Annotated in this window: 15 protein-coding genes; 5 read left to right on the plus strand and 10 right to left on the minus strand. The window is 55.0% G+C overall.

What is annotated here, in order from left to right:
* Window positions 1-182: 182 nt before the first annotated feature.
* The gene (locus LX66_RS24985) at window positions 183-1,262 is read right to left on the minus strand and encodes a FecR family protein (protein WP_145718596.1); all 1,080 of its coding nucleotides are present in this window, start codon (window positions 1,260-1,262) and stop codon (window positions 183-185) included.
* 94 nt (window positions 1,263-1,356) lie between these two features.
* Complete coding sequence (locus LX66_RS24990) at window positions 1,357-1,920, minus strand: RNA polymerase sigma-70 factor (protein ID WP_145718598.1); 564 nt, start codon at window positions 1,918-1,920, stop codon at window positions 1,357-1,359.
* Window positions 1,921-2,210: 290 nt separating this feature from the next.
* Here LX66_RS24990 and LX66_RS24995 point away from each other — a divergent pair, with 290 nt between their 5' ends.
* From LX66_RS24995 to LX66_RS25005, 3 genes are all read left to right on the plus strand, one after another.
* On the plus strand, window positions 2,211-3,353 hold the full coding sequence (locus LX66_RS24995) for a papain-like cysteine protease family protein (RefSeq protein ID WP_145718600.1): 1,143 nt from the start codon (window positions 2,211-2,213) through the stop codon (window positions 3,351-3,353).
* 123 nt (window positions 3,354-3,476) lie between these two features.
* Window positions 3,477-4,319: a dienelactone hydrolase family protein gene (locus tag LX66_RS25000; RefSeq protein WP_244620509.1), complete on the plus strand. Its 843-nt coding sequence runs from the start codon at window positions 3,477-3,479 to the stop codon at window positions 4,317-4,319.
* A 39-nt stretch (window positions 4,320-4,358) separates the two neighbouring features.
* The gene (locus LX66_RS25005) at window positions 4,359-6,215 is read left to right on the plus strand and encodes an outer membrane protein assembly factor BamB family protein (protein WP_145718602.1); all 1,857 of its coding nucleotides are present in this window, start codon (window positions 4,359-4,361) and stop codon (window positions 6,213-6,215) included.
* Here LX66_RS25005 and LX66_RS25010 read toward each other — a convergent pair.
* The 4 genes from LX66_RS25010 to LX66_RS25025 form a co-directional block, all read right to left on the minus strand.
* Window positions 6,212-6,655 carry an HvfX family Cu-binding RiPP maturation protein gene (locus LX66_RS25010; protein WP_145718604.1) on the minus strand — a complete coding sequence of 148 codons (444 nt, stop codon included), beginning with the start codon at window positions 6,653-6,655 and terminating at the stop codon, window positions 6,212-6,214. The genes LX66_RS25005 and LX66_RS25010 overlap by 4 nt on opposite strands.
* A complete protein-coding gene (locus tag LX66_RS25015) occupies window positions 6,652-7,416 on the minus strand; it encodes an HvfC/BufC N-terminal domain-containing protein (protein ID WP_158642753.1) in 765 nt (254 codons plus the stop codon). The genes LX66_RS25010 and LX66_RS25015 overlap by 4 nt, the downstream gene beginning before the upstream one ends.
* The gene (locus LX66_RS25020; RefSeq protein ID WP_145718607.1) at window positions 7,403-8,233 is read right to left on the minus strand and encodes an HvfB family MNIO-type RiPP peptide maturase; all 831 of its coding nucleotides are present in this window, start codon (window positions 8,231-8,233) and stop codon (window positions 7,403-7,405) included. Before LX66_RS25020 ends, LX66_RS25015 begins: the two co-directional genes overlap by 14 nt.
* Window positions 8,234-8,330: 97 nt before the next feature.
* On the minus strand, window positions 8,331-8,669 hold the full coding sequence (locus tag LX66_RS25025; RefSeq protein ID WP_145718608.1) for an HvfA family oxazolone/thioamide-modified RiPP metallophore: 339 nt from the start codon (window positions 8,667-8,669) through the stop codon (window positions 8,331-8,333).
* Window positions 8,670-9,044: 375 nt separating this feature from the next.
* On the opposite strand from LX66_RS25025, the gene LX66_RS25030 reads away from it, so the two are divergent.
* Window positions 9,045-10,751 (plus strand): HAD family hydrolase, encoded by a 1,707-nt coding sequence (locus LX66_RS25030; RefSeq protein ID WP_145718610.1) that lies wholly within the window; start codon window positions 9,045-9,047, stop codon window positions 10,749-10,751.
* A 4-nt stretch (window positions 10,752-10,755) separates the two neighbouring features.
* Here the strand turns inward: LX66_RS25030 and LX66_RS25035 are convergent, their stop codons facing one another.
* The 3 genes from LX66_RS25035 to LX66_RS25045 all read right to left on the minus strand — a co-directional run bounded on the left by LX66_RS25035 (window position 10,756) and on the right by LX66_RS25045 (window position 14,927).
* The gene (locus LX66_RS25035) at window positions 10,756-12,276 is read right to left on the minus strand and encodes a PepSY domain-containing protein (RefSeq protein WP_145718612.1); all 1,521 of its coding nucleotides are present in this window, start codon (window positions 12,274-12,276) and stop codon (window positions 10,756-10,758) included.
* 6 nt (window positions 12,277-12,282) lie between these two features.
* On the minus strand, window positions 12,283-14,370 hold the full coding sequence (locus LX66_RS25040) for a TonB-dependent receptor (protein WP_145718614.1): 2,088 nt from the start codon (window positions 14,368-14,370) through the stop codon (window positions 12,283-12,285).
* A gap of 188 nt (window positions 14,371-14,558) precedes the next feature.
* Window positions 14,559-14,927 (minus strand): hypothetical protein, encoded by a 369-nt coding sequence (locus LX66_RS25045; RefSeq protein ID WP_145718616.1) that lies wholly within the window; start codon window positions 14,925-14,927, stop codon window positions 14,559-14,561.
* An 80-nt stretch (window positions 14,928-15,007) separates the two neighbouring features.
* Here LX66_RS25045 and LX66_RS25050 point away from each other — a divergent pair, with 80 nt between their 5' ends.
* Window positions 15,008-16,894 carry a M1 family metallopeptidase gene (locus LX66_RS25050; protein ID WP_145718617.1) on the plus strand — a complete coding sequence of 629 codons (1,887 nt, stop codon included), beginning with the start codon at window positions 15,008-15,010 and terminating at the stop codon, window positions 16,892-16,894.
* Here LX66_RS25050 and LX66_RS25055 read toward each other — a convergent pair.
* Window positions 16,884-18,392 (minus strand): MBL fold metallo-hydrolase, encoded by a 1,509-nt coding sequence (locus LX66_RS25055; RefSeq protein ID WP_145718620.1) that lies wholly within the window; start codon window positions 18,390-18,392, stop codon window positions 16,884-16,886. The genes LX66_RS25050 and LX66_RS25055 overlap by 11 nt on opposite strands.
* Window positions 18,393-18,398: the final 6 nt, after the last annotated feature.

The following is an 18,398-nucleotide window of genomic DNA, read 5'->3' on the forward strand; positions in this document are numbered from 1 at the left end:
AAAATTTTCATACATTTGGTTTGAAAGGTTATAAAAACGACATGCCTGGTAACCGCTAATTACCAGCATGAGATTTTGGCTTTTACGGGGAACGCCGCTACGTTTCCCGTTTTTTTATACGCTTTTGTTCCGGATGATCATCATAACGTGGTTTTGGTTAGAGAATGTTGATCGTTTGTTTTTTACTCATCATATAATACGGCTGCATGATCCTTTAGCTGGTACCTGCACCCGGTAATGAGGCTGATAGCCTTCAGCGCTTCTTCCGGCGATTCATCCTTGAAAGCCCCTGTCATTTTGAAGTGCTGCAGGCGTTCCCCCCTTACCTTTATGCGCAGGTCGAACCACCGTTCCATCCTGCCGGCCAGCTCTCCCAGCGGTTCACCCGTAAATACCAGCTCATTATCCACCCAGGCGGTTTCCGCGATTACGCTGTCCTTCCCTACTACTTCTACATTGGATATGGTGAGCTGCTTTTTCGGGTGAATGTCCGGGTCTGCCGCCACGCTGAGCTTTTCATAAGCGCTGAGCAGGTAATGCTCCTGCGGCCTCCGTTTTACCTGTATGTCTATTTTCCCCTTCACCAGCACGGCCTCGGCCTTTTTGTCGCCGGCATAGGCCCGTACATTCAGGGAAGTGCCCAGTACCTTTACGTCCATGATGGCGGTATTGATAATAAAAGGCTTGCCTTCGTTCTTTACCACATCAAAAAAAGCCTCCCCGTCCAACTGTACGCGGCGTTCTTTTTCCAGGAAGTCATCCCCATAGGTAAGCTTGCTGCTGGCATTGAGCCATACCGTGCTGCCATCGGGCAGTATCAGCTTGGTACGGGAACCGGGGCGTGTCATCACCATATTGGGATAGCGCTCCTCCTGTATAAAGATCTCTCCGGTCTGCCGCTGCAGCAACCACCACGCTGCCAGGCAAATGGTCAGCAGCATGCCCGCGCCCAGGAGGTAATACCGGCGCTTTTTTACACGGCCGGCCGTACCGGGAACAGGCACCTCCTCCCCTTCCGGCAGCAGCCCCTCATCCTGCAGGCGTTGCAGGTGCTGCTCCAGCAGTTTGTTTGATTGCTCACGCGGTCTTTCCAGGGAGGTGACTTCCGCTTCATTCCAAAGCCACTGCACCGTTTCATATGCTTCAGAGAATGCCGGATATGCTTTCAGCAGGTCTGCCAGCAGCCATTTCTCCTCTTCTGTTAGCGTTCCGCTGATCTTTTTCAACAACAGCTTGTAAAAGATAGATTCCGGTCCGTTCATTTATTGTATCATATACAGTTATAATAGACGGCGGAAAAAAGAGATTACCATTAAAGGGGCGGAAAAAAAATTTCCCGGAACGGGATGTCAGGCCTCAGACCAGGGTTTTGAACTTTACGGAAGCGGCTACTTTCTTGAGGGCGATGGACATCTGCACCTCTACCGTATTTACGGAAATACCCAGCAGGGCGGCCACCTCCTTGTGCTTAAAGCCATCTTCCTTTACCATTTTAAATATAAGCCGGCAGCGGGCGGGCAGCACATTGATAGCGCCTTCTATTTTGCGCACCATTTCCTTGGAGATCACCTGCTCTTCCGGGGTAGGCGCCTGGTCCTGCACCAGCAGGGTATTGATCTCGTTAAACTCTATGCTTTGGAGGTGACGTTCTTTCTTCAGGTGGTCCAGCGCCAGGTTGCGGGCCATGGTGTAAATATAATTGCGCGGGTGTGCGGTAAGCGGCAGGGCATGCCGCCGGGCCCATATTTTTACAAACAGGTCGGAGTACAGCTCTTCCGCTACTTCCTCTGCTCCTACCAGCGCCCGTATAAATGCGATCAGCGGGTTTTCCATCAACTGGAACAACTGCCGGTAGGCATCCAGGTCACTTTTCAGGCAAATGCGGTCATACAGTTCCTTTACACCTTGCAGGTTATACATAGATAGCACCTAGTTAAATTCTTCAATATGGATATAGTCTTACAATGCATACAGGGGGCATGTTCACGCTGAATAACATTCTTTTTCCATAACGTTGTTCCCTATCTACCATTACGGCAAGTATCTTACCGGTTACCAAAATAACAGTAAAATTCTCAAATTCCAAATCCCCTGGAAAATGCGTATTTCTACCTGGCTACCGGACGCGGGAAGGGCGTACCTTTGTGTACACGCCGGCGCAAAGACCTGGCGCAACCTTTTATTTTTCAACCCCAAAAACTGAACAGATCATGAACTTTTCCAATCTCAAGGAACAGGTGATCCGGAAACCTGTTTTGGAGGAGCTGAGCATTCTGAATAAGCTTTACCAGAGCACGGTGCTCAACTTCAACATGGAGCCGCAAACGCAGTCCAACTGGTGCTGGGCAGCCACCTCCAAAAGCGTCTCCTTCTTCTATTCCAGTTTCCTGAACCCCTGGTCGCAATGCAAGATCGCTTCCGCAGAGCTCGGAGAAACCTGCTGCACCGCGCCGGTGCCAGGCCCCTGTAATGTTCCCTGGTACCTGGACAGGGCCCTTACCCGTACCAACAATTTCGTATCCTTCCAGGGCACGATGACCTGGGAAAGCGTAAAGGACCAGATAGACCAGGGGCTTGTAGTAGGCGCCCGCGTGGGCTGGTCCGGCGGCGGCGGACATTTTATGGTGATCTACGGCGTATCGAAAGTGCTCAGTATAAAGTACTTTCACATCGATGATCCCATCTACGGCAAAAGCGTGCTGACTGTAGACCAGTTCAGCAACAATTACCAGGGCTCTGGTTCCTGGACACATAGCTACATCACGAAAAAACACTTCTATTTTATGTGGTTAAAAGACATCGCCATCAGGCCGGAACTGCTCAAGCCCATCCCGGAAGTGCGGCCGCTGCTGCGCATGCAGCGCCCCCAACTGAACCTGGAAAAGAGCGCTGCGGATCTGCAGTTGTCCTTTCCGCACCATGCCTACGTGATCGGCCTGCAGGACATCAACCAGGAGATCAGGATACCCGCCGAGCCCAGCTCACTCCGCGTGATCGAGATGGATGAAAAGAGCCCCGTAGCCCTCTACGACCTGTCTACCCGGGCGGAAGATCCGCAACTGCTGCAGGTAAGCACGGACGATGACTACCTGGCCCGCATTGAGAACGGTATGGAAAAGCTGAAAGCCAGCCTGCGGGACAAAAATGTGGAAGGCGAGCTGCGGCTGCTGAAATTCCCGGCCCTGAACCTGGAAGCCTTGTGGCTGCATACAGGTAACAGGGAAGATGACCGCTACTACCTGCTGAGGCATTTTGGAAAGGAAGACAGCGTACTGGACGAGCAACGTTTCCAGGAGCAGGTGCGGGAACAGAAAGCCATTGCTGCCCAACAGGACGACCTGATGGGCGCCTGATCATGCCCCACGCATAAAATAAAAAGCCGCCGCTCCACCGGCGGCTTTTTATATATGCCCGAAAACCCCGACATTTATCCCTCAAATGAGCACGCCTTTAAAACCGCTATTTATACAACACATATGAAAGGAAATACCCTGCTTTTTGCCTGCCTGCTGGCAGCCATGACCGGCGCTGTTGCCTGCAACAGCCAGACTGCGTCCAAAGAGACCGCCGCTGATTCAACAGCCGCACCGGAAATAAAACTGAAGGAAGCCACCGTTACCTACCAGGATGATACCACCACCCTCATCGGGTACCTGGTGTACAACGAAGCCAGCGACCGGCAGCGCCCGGGCGTGCTGGTGGTGCCGGAATGGTGGGGCCTGAACGACTATCCCCGGAGCCGCGCCAGGCAACTGGCCGAGCTGGGCTACATTGCCCTGGCCGTTGATATGTACGGCAACGGCAAGCTGGCTCCCACCCCGGACGAAGCGGGCAAAGCCGCCGGCGTATTCTACACCAATGCCGGGCTTATAAAATCACGCATGGCCGCTGCACTGGCGGAGATCAAAACCTTTCCACAGACCGATACCAATCGCATTGCCGCCATCGGCTACTGCTTTGGCGGCGCCATGGTGCTGAACGCAGCTAAAATGGGACTGCCTTTCAAGGGCGTGGTGAGCTTTCACGGCAGCCTGGCTGGCGTTACACCCAACAAGGACCTGCTGACATCTAAAATACTGGTATGCCACGGGGGCGCCGACAAGTTCGTCTCCGCCGGGGAAGAAGCGCAGTTCAAAAAAGGACTGGACTCCATCGGCGCCGACTATACGTTTAAAACCTACCCCGGCGCCACGCATGCCTTCACCAACCCGGATGCTACGAAAACCGGTCAGCAATTCAACCTGCCTATTGCCTATAACGCCGCAGCAGACAGCGCTTCCTGGCAGGACATGAAAGCTTTCTTTGCACGGATATTCTAAGGGAACGGTAATAAGCGACAGGAAATATATATTGTGTATATGAAGAGACTTATTATTTGTTGTGCATGGCTGTGCCTGCTGCTGCCGGCTTTTGCGCAGGATACACTATTCCGTTTTGCCATGCTGTCCGACACGCACATCGGCAACCACACGGCAAAAGAAGACCTGGAAATGACCGTGCAGGATATAAATGCGCAACCCGGCATCGCCTTTGTGATGATCTCCGGCGACATTACGGAGTTCGGGTCTGATGAAGAGCTGCGGCTGGCCAAAAGCCTTTTTGACCAGTTGCAAAAGCCCTGGTATATCGTGCCGGGCAACCATGACACCAAATGGTCTGAAAGCGGCTGCAATACCTTCCGCACCGTTTTTGGCGGCGAAACATTCAGCTTTCAATACAAGGGCTACTGGTTCATCGGCACCAATAGCGGCCCCAATATGCGCATGGGCCCCGGGCAGGTGCCGCGGGAGAACATTGTATGGCTGGAGCAGCAACTGGAGCAGCACCCGGATAAAAAGCTGCCCATCATCTATGTGAACCACTACCCGCAGGACAGCGGCCTGAATAACTGGTATGAAGCGCTGGACCGCCTGAAAGGGCGTAATGTGAAAGCCATCATCTGCGGGCACGGGCATGCCAACCGGGCGCTCAACTTTGAAGGCATTCCCGGCATTATGTGCCGTTCCAACCTGCGGGCAAAAAAAGACATCGGCGGGTACAACATCGTTTCGCTGGTGCATGATTCGCTGGTGTTCAACGAACGGCGTCCCGGCCGCGAAACCCTGCCGGCCTGGCATGCCGTGGCGCTGCACAGTTCCGGAGCGCCGCAATGGATGCCAAACCCGCCCCGCCCCTCCTACGCCATGAACGAGGAGTTCCCCCAGGTGCGCACCAGGTGGAGCATACAGGAGCCCGGCGATATTGGCAGCGCTGTAGCCATTACTGGCGGTAAGGTGATCTACACCAATACCAACGGCGACATCAAAGCGGTCAGCCTGGAAACCGGTCAACCTGTATGGCAGTTCCATGCCAAAGGGAAAATATATGCTACCCCCTTAGTACACAATAATTATGTGATCGTGCCCTGTACAGACGCGCAGGTATACTGCCTGGATGCCCGCAGCGGCCGCCTGCAATGGCAGCAGGCCACCGGGAAAGCGATCGTGAGCAGCGCCGCCCGGTACCGGGATATGGCCATTATAGCCGGCTCCGACGGGCATTGCCGGGCCTGGGACATCCCCACCGGCCGCCTGCAATGGGATTTTGACAGCGTGTGCAATTTCGTGGAAACACGCCCCCTGGTATACCAGGACAAAGTATACTTCGGCTCCTGGGGCAACGATTTCTATGCGCTGGATGCCGCTACCGGCAGGCGGATCTGGACCTGGAACAACGGCGCTTCCAACCGCATGTTCTCCCCCGCCGCCTGCTGGCCGGTAGCCACAGGTAATACCCTGTACATTGTAGCGCCGGACCGCTACATGACCGCCCTGGACGCCCTTACCGGCAGGGAATTATGGCGGAACCGCGATACGGCCAACTGGGTAAGGGAATCCATGGGCCTTTCGGAAGACAGCGCGCGTGTATACGCGAAAACCATGCAGGGAGCGGTCATTGCCTGCAATACCCATGCGGATGTACAGGAAATGGCCTGGAAATCACCGGTGGAGCTGGGTTATGAAATATGTCCTTCTCCTATCAACGAGCATAACGGTACCGTATATGTGCCTACGCAGTCCGGTGTGGTATACGCGCTCTCCGCAAAGGACGGCGCCTTGCAATGGCGGCACAAGTTCTCCAACTGCCTGGTCAATACCGTGCAGCCGGTCAATGCCCATACCCTGATCGCCTCCTCGGCAGACGGGAAGCTGGTATGTATGGAGATAGGAAATTAGTTGCCGTATTTTTTGCGCAACCAGTGATCAAGGCTGATGCGGCCCGGTCCCATGATAAACAGCGCAAACAACATCAGCAGGTAATACAGCGGTATCTCGAACCCGTTGTCGCTGGCGGCAAAGCCGGCTGACCAGTGCACCGCAAAAATGGCTACCAGCATAATGATCATGAGCGGCACGGTAATAAAGCGGGTAAACAGTCCCAGCGCCAGGAGCACTACACCTGCGCCTTCACTGATGGCTACCAGGTAAGCGCTGAGCGCCGGCACCGGGAATTTGGCGCTGCCAAACCACTGTATGATACTATTCATATCCGACCATTTCATTTTGGCCGGTTCATAAAAGCCATAGGCCAGTATCAGCCTGAACAACAGGAGCGGAAGGTCCCGACCCTTTTCCAGGGCATTCGTGGTGCGGTGGTAGGATTGAATTGCCTTCATGTATCTTTTTTTATTTTAAACCCGGGGATCAGGCCGCTTTCCAGCGCCTGTGAAAAAAAAGCGCTGCCCGCCGCCTCAATGTCCGGCGTAAGCGGCAGTTGCCAGGCCGCGCAGGATTGCCGGATCAGCTCCGACACGGGCTGCGGACCTTCCGCCAGCAACTCCAGCATATGCGCCAGCACCGGCGACAGATTGAGGAAGCTCACCTCGCCGGTATCCGGTTTGCGGTACAATACAAGGAAATAATCACCCTGGTCATTTGCAGTGATCTGCCTGGCCGGCTTCAGGTGCACCGGGTAGCGGAACCGCTGCAGGCGATGCTCCGGGTTCAATACCAGCGCATCGGTGAGCAGGTCGCCATCCGGGGTGTATTCCACCGGCCGGTCCTCCATCATGAACAGCTCCACCTCCGTCCACTCCAGCCACAGCAGCTCCTGCAGGCAGTCATACTGCTGCAGCAACGGGTGCTGCACCTGCAGCATGTACTGGTACAGTTCCCCGGGCATGTACCATACCTGCGGCGACTGGCAGGGATGGTTGGAGAAAAACTCCTGTACCAGGGCTTTCCATTCCTTTGCCTTCAGCAGGTGATGGGTAAGCGGGTAGGCGGACTGCAGCATATCGTCCACCACGTTATACACCAGGCGGCGGTAATGAGTGACATGCCCCGCGTGCACGCCCGGAATAGCGTTGTACTGCCCGGTGCGGCAATAGGATGCCAGGGCCGACTGGTGCCGGCGTGTGAGGTCAGACAGCGGCATGTTGATGCTTTTTAAGGTATACGGTTTTGATGGCCTGCAGGCGGTCCATTTCCTGCTGCAGCTCGTCCAGCGCCGGGATGTTGAAATCCCTTTCCAGCAATACAGGCACATCGTGGCCCAACTGCTGCATGGTGTAGGCAAAAAGGTCGTATACCGGGTCAATAATAGCTTCCCCGTGGGTGTCGATGATCAGGTCTTCCGATACCTGCTCATGCCCCGCCATATGAATATAGCTCACCCTTTCCAGGGGCAACTGGTCGATGAATGCTTTGGCGTCGTACTGGTGGTTAAACGCGTTTACATATACATTGTTCACATCCAGCAGCAGGTCGCAGTCCGCCTCCTGCAGGATGGCATTGATGAACGCTATTTCCGTCAGCTCCGGCGCTACCGGCGTATAGTAGCTAACGATCTCTATGGCGATCCGCCTTTCCAGCAGATCCTGCACCTGCCGGATGCGGCGGCTCACATGCTGCACGGCATCGGTAGTAAAGGGAATAGGCAGCAGGTCGTACAGGTGTGCGTTATCGCATTTGGAATAGCTGAGATGCTCGGAATAAACGCGGGCGTTTGTTTCCTGCAGAAAGCGCTTTACCTGTTGCAGGAAAACAAGGTCCAGCTCATCCGGGCTGCCGATGGAGAGCGAGAGGCCATGGGTGTACAGCGGATATTTTTCCAGGGCCTGCCGGAACATTTTTTTCCAGTAGCCCCCTACGCCTATCCAGTTCTCCGGCGCCACCTCGATAAAAGCGGGGTGAAAGGACGGGCTTTGCAGCAAGGTGGCTGCAAAATCTTTTCGAAAACCAATTCCAACCATGATTGCATGTTTTTACGTGAAAAGGCAAGGCAGGAGCAGTCAGCAATCGGCAGCCGGTGAAGGCCGCAGACTGCCAACTGCAGACAGCCGGCTGACCTTACTTTGCAGACTTGGGCTTCACCGCGGTGCTGTCCTTCTTCATTTTCTTGTCTTTTTTCTTTTCGCCGCACTTGCCCTCTCCGCATTTGCCTTCGCCGCATTTGCCCTCTTTACCCTTCTTTTTCATGGAAGTGGAATCTTTCTTTTCGCCGCAGTTCAGCTCCAGGCTGCGGGCGTGGCTGTTGCCTTCCAGCAGCCGGGACCTTACGGCTTCGCCGGTGCCCAGGTTATCGAAACGGAACAGGTCCGTGGCGGCATTCGCCTGCAGGGAAGCAGTGGCCATTAAAGCACCGGCCAGCAGGGAACCGGTAAGCAGGGCTTTTTTCTTGTTTTCCATTGTTGTCAGTTTTATTGGTGAGTAATGAACTTTACACGTATAGTCAACACATATACGCCAACCTGACACAATCGACGGATTTTTTAAATTTCTTCCAGGCGCCTGGTGATCCTTTGCTTAAGTGCGGTAATGTTCTGTACACGGGAGCAGGAAAGCATTAATATGTACATCCATTTTTCATTGCATGCAATTTGACAGTTTACCTGGTGCATGCACCAGCCTCATCAAAATATTCATCACGGACATTGTTCGGTCTTTCATAACAGTAAGCCCAGGCGTCTGCATATAGTTGTACCCGCTCCCGGATAAGGCCGTTGTTATACAAAAGTAGGGATATTATGGCAGTATGGTACAATTCCTGCACCTCATTCCGGCATGAGATACTGTGTACTGGCCACGGATTACGATGGCACCATCGCGCACCATGGAGCGGTTCCCGGCGAAGTGGTAGAATCGCTGAAAGCATTGAAGGCCAGCGGCCGCGTCCTGCTGCTGGTAACGGGCCGGGAGCTGGACGAGTTGAAGTCCATCTTCCCGGCGCACACCTTATTTGAACGCATTGTAGCAGAAAACGGGGCGCTGATCTACGATCCGGCTACCCTGGAGGAAACCAGGCTGGGCGCCCCGCCGCCGCCTGCCTTCGTGGAAAAGCTGCTGGCGCGCGGTGTACAACCCCTTTCCAAAGGACGGGTGATCGTGGCTACCTGGGAGCCGCACCAGGCCACGGTACTGGAAGTGATCAAAGAAATGGGACTGGAGCACCAGATCATTTTCAACAAGGGCGCGGTAATGGTGCTGCCGCCCGGCATCAACAAGTCAAAAGGCCTAGAGGCGGCCCTGGCAGCCCTGGGCTTTTCCCGGCATAACGTAGTGGCGGTAGGTGATGCGGAAAACGACACCGCCCTGCTGCAGGCGGCGGAATGCGCGGTAAGCGTGGCCAACGCGCTGCCTTCCTTGCGGGACATCAGTGACTGGGTGACGCCGGCAGACCACGGGGCCGGCGTGATGCAACTGGCCGATCGCATGCGGGAAGAGGACCTGCTGTCGCTGGACCCGATGCTGCAAAGGCATTACCTGCCCCTGGGCGACCGTTTTGACAACACGCCCTTCCAGATCAGCCCATACGGCAGCAGCATTATCCTGGCCGGCACCAGCGGTGGCGGAAAGACCACATTGACCGCGGCCTTTATGGAAATATTGCTACAGCATGGCTACCAGTTCTGCATGGTGGACCCCGAGGGCGACTACCTGGGGCTGCAGGACGTGGTCACCATTGGCGATGTGGACCAGCCGCCGGCCATGGAAGAGCTGCTGCAGTTGCTGGAAAAACCCTACCAGAGCGTGATCGCCTGTACGCTGGCGCTGTCCATGGAAGAAAAGCCATTTTTCCTGCAAAAGCTGCTGGCGGCCATGCAGGCCCTGCAGCAGGAAAAAGGCCGCCCGCACTGGCTGCTGCTGGATGAGGCGCACCACCTGGCACCGGCCGTGGCCGACCCGCAAACATTTGCCACGCTCACCACCTTCCGCAACTTCATGGTCATTACCACCAGCCCGGAGCTGCTGCACCGCTCCTTACCGGAGCAGGCCACCACTATTGCGGCCGTGGGCGATGCGCCGCAGGAAACCATCCGCCGGTATGCCGAGCTGAAAGGCGAAACCGCCCCTGCCCTGCCCGATATTTCCCTGCAAAAAGGGGAAGCGCTGGTATGGCACCGGCCTTCCGGTGAAGCGCCCTTCCTGGTAAGGACCATGGTACCGCAGCATATACTGCAGCGGCATAAAAGAAAATACGCTACCGGCGATATGGGGCCGGACAGCTTCTACTTTACCGGGCCGGCAAACAAGCTGCGCCTGAAAGCCAATAACCTGCACACCTTTGCAGAGCTGGCGCAGGGCGTGGATGACGATACCTGGCTGTTCCACCTGAAAAGGCACGACTACTCCAACTGGATGCGGGACTGTGTGAACGATGAAGGCCTGGCGGAGCAGGTAAAGAAAATAGAAACTGCGGAACAGGACCCGGGCCTGTCCCGCAGCGCGGTGGCGCAACTGATACAACAACACTACACAGGGCCGGCGTAACCGCTTAAATCTTTGCCCGGCTGCGTATCCTGAAATAGAGATACAGCCCTGCGATCACCATCACCACCTGCGCCAGCGCCCATATCATGGTGCTGTAATCCCGTGCGGCTTTCCCACCCCAGTCCATGAAATGATGCTTATGGAACAAGGCGAAGGAATACCCTTCGGGCAGGTCCGCATCATCTACCCGTACGGACAGCCTGCCGGACCGGGTTTCCACGTAGTACCTTTCCCGCCTTTGCACATCATAACCTACTTTCCATACGGGCAGGCGCTTGTCCGTGAAGTTATATTCGTCCGTGAACCTTGTGACCGGCGTGATCTCCCGGATCGCCTGCGGCGGATTGCCGCTGAACAGCGTGGCCAGGTAAGCGGCATAGCGCTGCTCTCCCTGCGGCAGCAAGGCCAGGTCGCGCATACGCAGGTACCTGATCACAGGCGTATCCTTCGTATATACTTGCCAGTAAGCGCCGTCCTCCATCTTCACGGGACTGATATTTGTAAGCGGCGATCCCACCGCCTGCTGCAGGGCGCTGAACGGGAGGTACAGGCTGTCGGACCGGAAGCTGTTGCGCGAAAAATAACGGTCGCGGGTATCGTCCTTCCACTTGGCAAGGGCATGCCAGGCGCCGCTGAAGGTCCACAGCAGGGTAAACAGCGCCGCCACCAGGGCGGTATAGCGGTGATAGCGCCGGGCGCTGACCCTGCCGTTGCCTTTTACCTTTTTGCTTTTGGTGGTAAAGAAAATGTACAGGCCCAGCACCGTGGTAAAGCAGGCGGCCGCCGCCAGCAGGAACAGGATGATAAGCCTGGCCTTCCCGGAAAAGTTCAGCCAGTCCCAGGTGTGCAGCAGCCGGAACACGGTATCAAATACCGCCCGCCTGTTATCCATGGCAAACGCAAAACGGTCCTGCGTGGTTTCCACGTACACCCGGATGCCATCCGCCCGGTCAAAGGACACCCTGTACACCGGCAGCAGCCGGTTAATGCTTTTATATTCTTCGTTAAAGGCCGTCAGCATGGAGGCGTCTCTCACCTGGCTGCCTTTGCTGCCATTGAGCACGCAGTTGGTAGCAGCGTCACAGCAATCATGCAGGGAGCTTTCCTGCTCCGCCACCGCTACCGGCGGGGCGGTGGTATCACTGAGGGCGGGCCCTTCCAGGAACTGCCGGGCCAGGTATTGCGCGTACAGCCAGTTGCCGGCGGTCAGCTCACGGCCGTTGATGGTGCTGAGGTAAACAGGCTCCTGTTTATTGTGCAGTTGCACTTGGTAGAACCAGGTGGTATCAATATGCACCAGCCGGAAACAGGCAATGCTGTCTATCCTGTTCTTCCGCAAGGCGGTAGCCAGGTCCGTCTGTAATTGTGCGCTGTCCACCGCCAGCGGAGGCAACGCCTGCGTGGCTACCTGCGGGCGGAGGGTGGTCATCAGCGGATGCATAAAGCCGCTCACGGCCCATAGCAGCACGGGCACCGCAATAATGAGCGACAGGGTGCGGTGCACCTGATATATCTTCTTTCTCATGAATAATTAATAATTAATTTTCCCCAGGCGGCAGGCAACGCCCACATTCCATTCCCGCGGATCGCCCAGGTTATAGCTGTAGCCGTAAGCAGATTTGCTGGCGATGGTAGCATAGTACTTATTCAGCAGGTTCAGGGCATTCACCCACAACTCCAGCCTGCCCAGCGCGTAGCCGGTGCGCAGGTGCACGATGTCGAAGCCGCTGTACTCCCGCGTATTGGCGTTGTCCATCCAGTACTTACCCAGGTGCTGCCATTCCAGGCCTATGCGGAATCCCTTTATGAAAGCCGGGTGGTACATAAACTCTGCGTTGGCGATGAACCGTGGCGCCGTGCTCATTTCATTGTTGCTGAAATCATTGCCCTTTTCCTTGTATTCCGTGAATGTATGCCTGGCATTGGTGCCGCTTACGCGGAACATCCACTGCTGGTCCGGGCGCCAGGTAATGCCGTATTCAATGCCGCGGTGCCGGGTTTTGCCGGCATTCTGGTTCTGGAAAGTACCATCGTCCTGCCTTACGGAAATGATCTCGTTGGTACCGTTCATCAGGTACAGGCTCCAGTCTGCATACAGCTTGTGCTGCAGGAGGGAAAACCATCCGCCGGCCTCATAGTTGAAAAAGGTTTGCGGCTGCAGGTAAGGCACCTGCACACTGTTGAACAGTTCGGATACCTGCGGGGGCACGTAGCCCTGGCTGTAATTGGCATACACGCCCACGCCCTTGTAATTATAGGTAAGCCCTACTTTGGGCGTTACCCGGTTAAAGTCCGTCTGTGTAGACGGCGCTCCTGTACTGGCGGAAGGAGACAAATGATTATTGAAGTCAAAATGGTAGAAGTCATAGCGCAGGGCCGCCACTACTTTCAACCCGGCCAGCGGTTCCACTTCATAATGCAGGTAGGAAGCCAGGTTGCTGATATTGGTGGCGTAATCGCTCAGGGTGGAATCCGTTTGCGCAAAGCTGGTGTAATGACCTTTTGCATCCCGGTTGATCCGTATGTAGCGGGCGTTATAGGTGCTGGGGCTGATATCCGCGCTGATACCGCCGATCAGCTTGCTGTTCAGCCATTTGAATTGCTGCTGGTGCTGGGCCACCGCCAGGTAGCTGTTGAAGGAGCTGTTGTTCTCCTGCCCGTTGGCCAGCAGCGGGTTCGTCCGGTTGTTGCTGATGTAGTAGGACGGGTTCTGCTTCAGGGTATTGTCGCGGAACATGAGAGACAACTGTGTCTGGCTGCGATCGTTCCATTGCTGTGTAAGCCAGGAGCGTACCCGCAATGCGCGCGCTTTGCGGTAGGTGAATGAATAAGGCGTTGTGTAATCCTTGTTCGCAAAAGCAGCACTGTCCAGGGAGCCGGTCATATCGCTGTAATAATCTATAAAGCTGATACTGTTGCTCCAGGTGGTCCGCTCGCTGGCTTTATAATCGGTACGCAGCGTAACGGCCGTTTTGTGAAAATCGCTGTAGTCGATCGGACCGTTGTGGCGGTTGGCATAATAACCGCTTACCACCAGGCCCCATTTCCCGAAGGTGCTGCCGGCCTGCAGGTCGGCGCGCCTGTAGCCGTTGTTGTTCCCCTGTATGCTTATCATACCGCTCCTTACCGGCGGAGGCGCAAGGGTAATGATGTTCACGGCGCCGCCAATGGCTTCCGCGCCGTACAGTGAGGATGCCGGCCCGCGGATCACCTCTATCTGTTTGGCCGCCGCCATATTCATTTCCAGTAAGGCGTTGTGGTTATACAAGCCCGTGGTGCGGATGGGCATGCCGTCTTCCAGGTACAGGAAAAGGCTTTTGGTGGTCATAGGCTGGCGGATGCTCATTTGATGCTGTTCATTGGCCAGGCTCACCATGAATACGCCGCTCACTTTATTCAGCACCTGGTCCAGGCGATTGGGTTTGGCATCCTGCAAAGTTTTAGCAGTAATAGTACTGATGGCAATGGGCGCATCGCTGCGCTTTTGCGCGGAGCGGCTGGCGCTGACGATCACCTGCTGCAGATCGGTGACTTTCATGACAGGCTGCGTGGTATCCTGTGCAAGTGCTACCGGTACGGCGCCTGCTGTTATAATAAAGAGCAATAACAATCTTTTCATGATCCAAAGGCAATAGTATGTCCATTCCGATCCCCTCACAAGTCTGCAAAGGAACAGGTGGACTGCATGCGCAACGGCATGACAGTACGGACAATAATGTTCAATAGTTAAACGGGTGAATACATGACTGCTGTAACAGCGTACAGGCGGCTGTTCAGGCAATCAAATTGTAAAGCGAAAGTTAAATCCTACACCTGGGGCGGGTGAAAAAACGAGGCAGTAAAATCAGTGCAGATACTTTCCTGGAAAACAGGATATTCCATATTGGATACTGTGCGGAAGGGAGTGATGCTGGCGGGCTGGAAAGCGGCGGTAATGATCTCGAACTTGTTTTCCGCCTTGCGCTCCGGGTTGTCCTGGTCTTTCTTTTCCTCCTGCTTTATCTTTTTCATCATGTGGCAGCGCCCGTTACAATGCAGCTTTGGCTTGTCGCGGTTCACGCACAGGAATTTGGCAATGTAATCCCTGTTCAACTGGTACTCCGCCACGATCATCGCTTTGCTGAACGTTTGTGCCAGCACGCCTATCAATAGTAATATGGAGGCGAGTTGTTTCAATGTGCTGCAAAGATAGGGCTGAAAGCTGATTTATTTGCTAAATAAAATATTTTTATCTTCAGCTCTTAAACACCACCATTATGTTCCGCCATGCCATCTTATCTGCATTTGCAGTGGTTATTTCTTTTCACGCCATTGCCCAGTCCCTCTACATACCACGCGATGTAAAGCAGGCCTATAAGAAAGAGACCCGTTCACCGGACGGGCGGCCAGGCAAAAATTACTGGCAGAATTACGGCCGTTATGATATTACGATCACTGCTTTACCACCAAACAGGAATGTAAAGGGAACGGAGGAGATCACCTATGTGAACAACAGCCCGGACACCCTGGACCGGCTGGTGATCAAGCTCTTCCTGAACATTCATAAACCAGGTGCGCCGCGGCTGCGTGGCGCCGGAAAAGATTACCTGACTGATGGTATGCAGATCGACGCCTTTGCTGTAAACGGGACCACGCAAAAATGGCCCGGCGGTGCCGGCACCTTTACCGCGCAGGCGGTGATGCTGCCTATGCCGCTGCTGCCACATGATTCCGTAAAGCTCTCCTTTGCGTGGCATTACCCCATCTCCCTGCAGAGCGGGCGCGAAGGCATGATCGATTCTACTACCTGGTTCCTGGCCTATTTTTATCCGCGCGTAGCCGTATATGATGATTATAACGGTTGGGACCGGATGGCGTTTACCGACGCGCAGGAGTTTTACAGCGACTTCAACGATTATACCGTTACTATAAATGTACCGCAAAACTATATTGTATGCGGCACCGGCACCCTGCAGCAGCCAGGCGCCCTGCTGCAGCCCGCTTTTGCAAAAAAATTACAGGCCTCCCAAACCGCTGATGAAGTGATCCGTATTGTCACACCGGAAGACCTGGCTGCCGGCAATGTGACCGCACAACAAGCCGTCAACAGTTGGCAGTTCAAAGCCAGCCATGTGCCGGATGTAGCCTTTGCCCTCAGCAATCATTATGTATGGGATGCCGCCAGCGTGGTAGTGGATGATATATCGGGAAGACGCGCCGGCGTACAGGCATTCTATAATGACACCGCGAAGGATTTTCACAGCATGGTGCAATACGGCCGGCATTCCCTGGACTGGCTTTCGCACCACTGGCCCGGCATTGCCTACCCTTATGAAAAAACCTGCATCGTGCAGGGCTATGCCGGTATGGAGTATCCGATGATGGCCAATGACGAGACCTACGATGATCCCACCTTCTCCCGCTTTGTAGCGGAACATGAAATAGCTCATACCTACATGCCTTTTTACATGGGCATTAACGAAACCCGCTACGGCTTCATGGATGAAGGCTGGGCCACCACCTTCGAGCTGCTGATAGGCCGGGCCGACCTGGGCACGGAAAAGGCGGAAACGTTTTTCAAACGGTTCCGCGTAGCACCCTGGATCAATGACGATACACAGGAGGAAGACATCCCGATCATTACACCGGGAGACGTGCTGGCCGGCAGGGTGCTGGGCAGCAACCAGTATGGCAAGCCGGCCCTGGGTTACCTGGCCGTGAAGGACATGCTGGGCGATGCGCTGTTCAAAAAATGCCTCCATACTTACATGGAACGCTGGAACGGCAAGCACCCCATTCCCTGGGATTTCTTCTATACATTTAACAACGCGGCAGGGAAAGACCTGAACTGGTTCTGGAACAACTGGTTCTTTTCACCCAACTATATAGACCTGGCGGTAAAGCAGGTGTCGCCTAACGGCTCCGGCTATACGCTCACCATCGACAACCCGGGCGGCATGGCGGCGCCCTTTGATGTAAAGGTGACCTACACGGATGGCAGCACGGAAATCCTGCACCAGACGCCGCTGGTATGGCAGGTCAATCAAAAGCGCGCGGCCGTGCAGATCGCCACCAAAAAGAAAATACAATCCCTGGTGCTGGATGGCGGCATTTTCATGGACGCCAATACCGGCGATAACACCTGGCCGGCCGCTAAAGGCTGATAGTATATTGTTTGTAGAGGATGCTTTTACCATCTTCGGACCATCCTTCACCGTACACTTTCCGGCCCAGCGTAAGCGGGTCCAACTGCCGGGAAGGACGGTTACCAAGCTGGTATTCGTCCATTACAAACACCCTTCCCTGGCAACGCCTGATCAGCTCCTGCAGCAGATATTTGTTGGGCATCGTGCTTTTCCATTTCTCTGCAATGCGGCGCCGGTCAAGCGTAGCCATGGCGGCCAGCTCCTCGCTTTCCATCATCAGTATGCCTTTTTCCAGCGCGGTGCCGTTATAGCTCAGGTGATGGCCTACTTTATAAAAAACGGTCCTGTTCAGCAGGTCCTCCGCCAGGTGCTTTCCATCCTTTCCCCTACTCTTCCATTTCTCAATTTCATGCCAGCTCTCCCAGCTACCATATTCGGCATCGCCGGGAAACAGCAGCACCTTGCCGGTAGCTTCGGACTCCATGGCCAGGGCCAGGCTGGTGTTATTGATATGGCTGTTCAGCCGCAGCGCCAGGGAGCCGGCGCTGCACAGCCAGTCGTTATCAATGCGGCGCCATTCGTTGCGCGCATCTTCGTATATGCTTTGCGTATCGTCGCCATTCACCAGGTAATCCACGGCAAAAGGCACATCATTCCGCACACTGTTGTTCAATGACAGGAAGGCGTTCACGGACAGCGAGCTTTCATCCAGGGCCAGGTGTTTGTCATAGGTATCCACGCCCGGCTTGCCGTTCTTAAAAATGTAATCCCTTTTTGAAGGCGGTCCCAGCACATGGAACTTTATGCCGGGCGCCTGCTGCAGGGTCAGGATATCGCCGGGGTCCAGGTAGCGCACCTTTGTCTTTTTCTTTTTCAGTAGCTGTTTGATGATGCGCATGCCGGGCAGTGACTTCCCGCCTGCAGCGCCTTCCAGGTTGATCTCCGCCAGGGTGTTGAGCCCGTTCAGGAAAGCGCGGCTGTTATTGAGTATCAGTTGCTCAAAGGTACGGTGGCCGTTGCTGCGGGCCTTCAGCTCCCGCTGCTCATGCCGGGCCTTGTATGCCTGGATGGCATTTTGCAGGGCCAGGCGCATATGGCTGCGCTGCTTCAGCAGCTCCTGCGCACGCCCGTTGGGATCGTCCGGGTTTTCCGTCCAGGCAAACCAGGCTTCCCGGATGTCCATGGCTTCAAAGATATCCGGGTGCTTGGCAAAGCCGTTCACATGGTCGTTGTGCTCGTGCGTTATCACCAGCAGGTCTATGGTATTGTTCACATAGGCGGCCAGGTCTTCCAGGAAGGGCCTGAACTCCGCAGGGCCGCCCTTGCAGCTACCGCAGTCTATCATCACGGTAAAGCAGCGGGCCTTCCCGCTCATGAATTTCAGCACAAAGCAATCGCCGGTGCCCAGGCAATACATGCGGATGGCCACGCGGTCGGACTTTAGCGGCATACGTATACCGTGGGTAATTGCGGGAGTGGCCATGATCTTGTGGCCTGTTTTTATTGGTGTGGTCATGGTAAA

This window comes from Chitinophaga japonensis, assembly GCF_007830125.1.
GTDB lineage: Bacteria > Bacteroidota > Bacteroidia > Chitinophagales > Chitinophagaceae > Chitinophaga > Chitinophaga japonensis.

Excerpts from the sequence above, each read along its gene's own strand:
- LX66_RS25040 (WP_145718614.1), bottom strand. The coding sequence starts at position 14,370 with ATGAAAAGATTGTTATTGCTCTTTATTATAACAGCAGGCGCCGTACCG.
- LX66_RS25015 (WP_158642753.1), bottom strand. The coding sequence starts at position 7,416 with ATGCCGCTGTCTGACCTCACACGCCGGCACCAGTCGGCCCTGGCATCC.
- LX66_RS25025 (WP_145718608.1), bottom strand. The coding sequence starts at position 8,669 with ATGGAAAACAAGAAAAAAGCCCTGCTTACCGGTTCCCTGCTGGCCGGT.
- LX66_RS25055 (WP_145718620.1), bottom strand. The coding sequence starts at position 18,392 with ATGACCACACCAATAAAAACAGGCCACAAGATCATGGCCACTCCCGCA.
- LX66_RS25005 (WP_145718602.1), top strand. The coding sequence starts at position 4,359 with ATGAAGAGACTTATTATTTGTTGTGCATGGCTGTGCCTGCTGCTGCCG.
- LX66_RS25030 (WP_145718610.1), top strand. The coding sequence starts at position 9,045 with ATGAGATACTGTGTACTGGCCACGGATTACGATGGCACCATCGCGCAC.
- LX66_RS25020 (WP_145718607.1), bottom strand. The coding sequence starts at position 8,233 with ATGGTTGGAATTGGTTTTCGAAAAGATTTTGCAGCCACCTTGCTGCAA.
- LX66_RS24995 (WP_145718600.1), top strand. The coding sequence starts at position 2,211 with ATGAACTTTTCCAATCTCAAGGAACAGGTGATCCGGAAACCTGTTTTG.
- LX66_RS24990 (WP_145718598.1), bottom strand. The coding sequence starts at position 1,920 with ATGTATAACCTGCAAGGTGTAAAGGAACTGTATGACCGCATTTGCCTG.
- LX66_RS25000 (WP_244620509.1), top strand. The coding sequence starts at position 3,477 with ATGAAAGGAAATACCCTGCTTTTTGCCTGCCTGCTGGCAGCCATGACC.
- LX66_RS24985 (WP_145718596.1), bottom strand. The coding sequence starts at position 1,262 with ATGAACGGACCGGAATCTATCTTTTACAAGCTGTTGTTGAAAAAGATC.
- LX66_RS25035 (WP_145718612.1), bottom strand. The coding sequence starts at position 12,276 with ATGAGAAAGAAGATATATCAGGTGCACCGCACCCTGTCGCTCATTATT.
- LX66_RS25050 (WP_145718617.1), top strand. The coding sequence starts at position 15,008 with ATGTTCCGCCATGCCATCTTATCTGCATTTGCAGTGGTTATTTCTTTT.
- LX66_RS25010 (WP_145718604.1), bottom strand. The coding sequence starts at position 6,655 with ATGAAGGCAATTCAATCCTACCACCGCACCACGAATGCCCTGGAAAAG.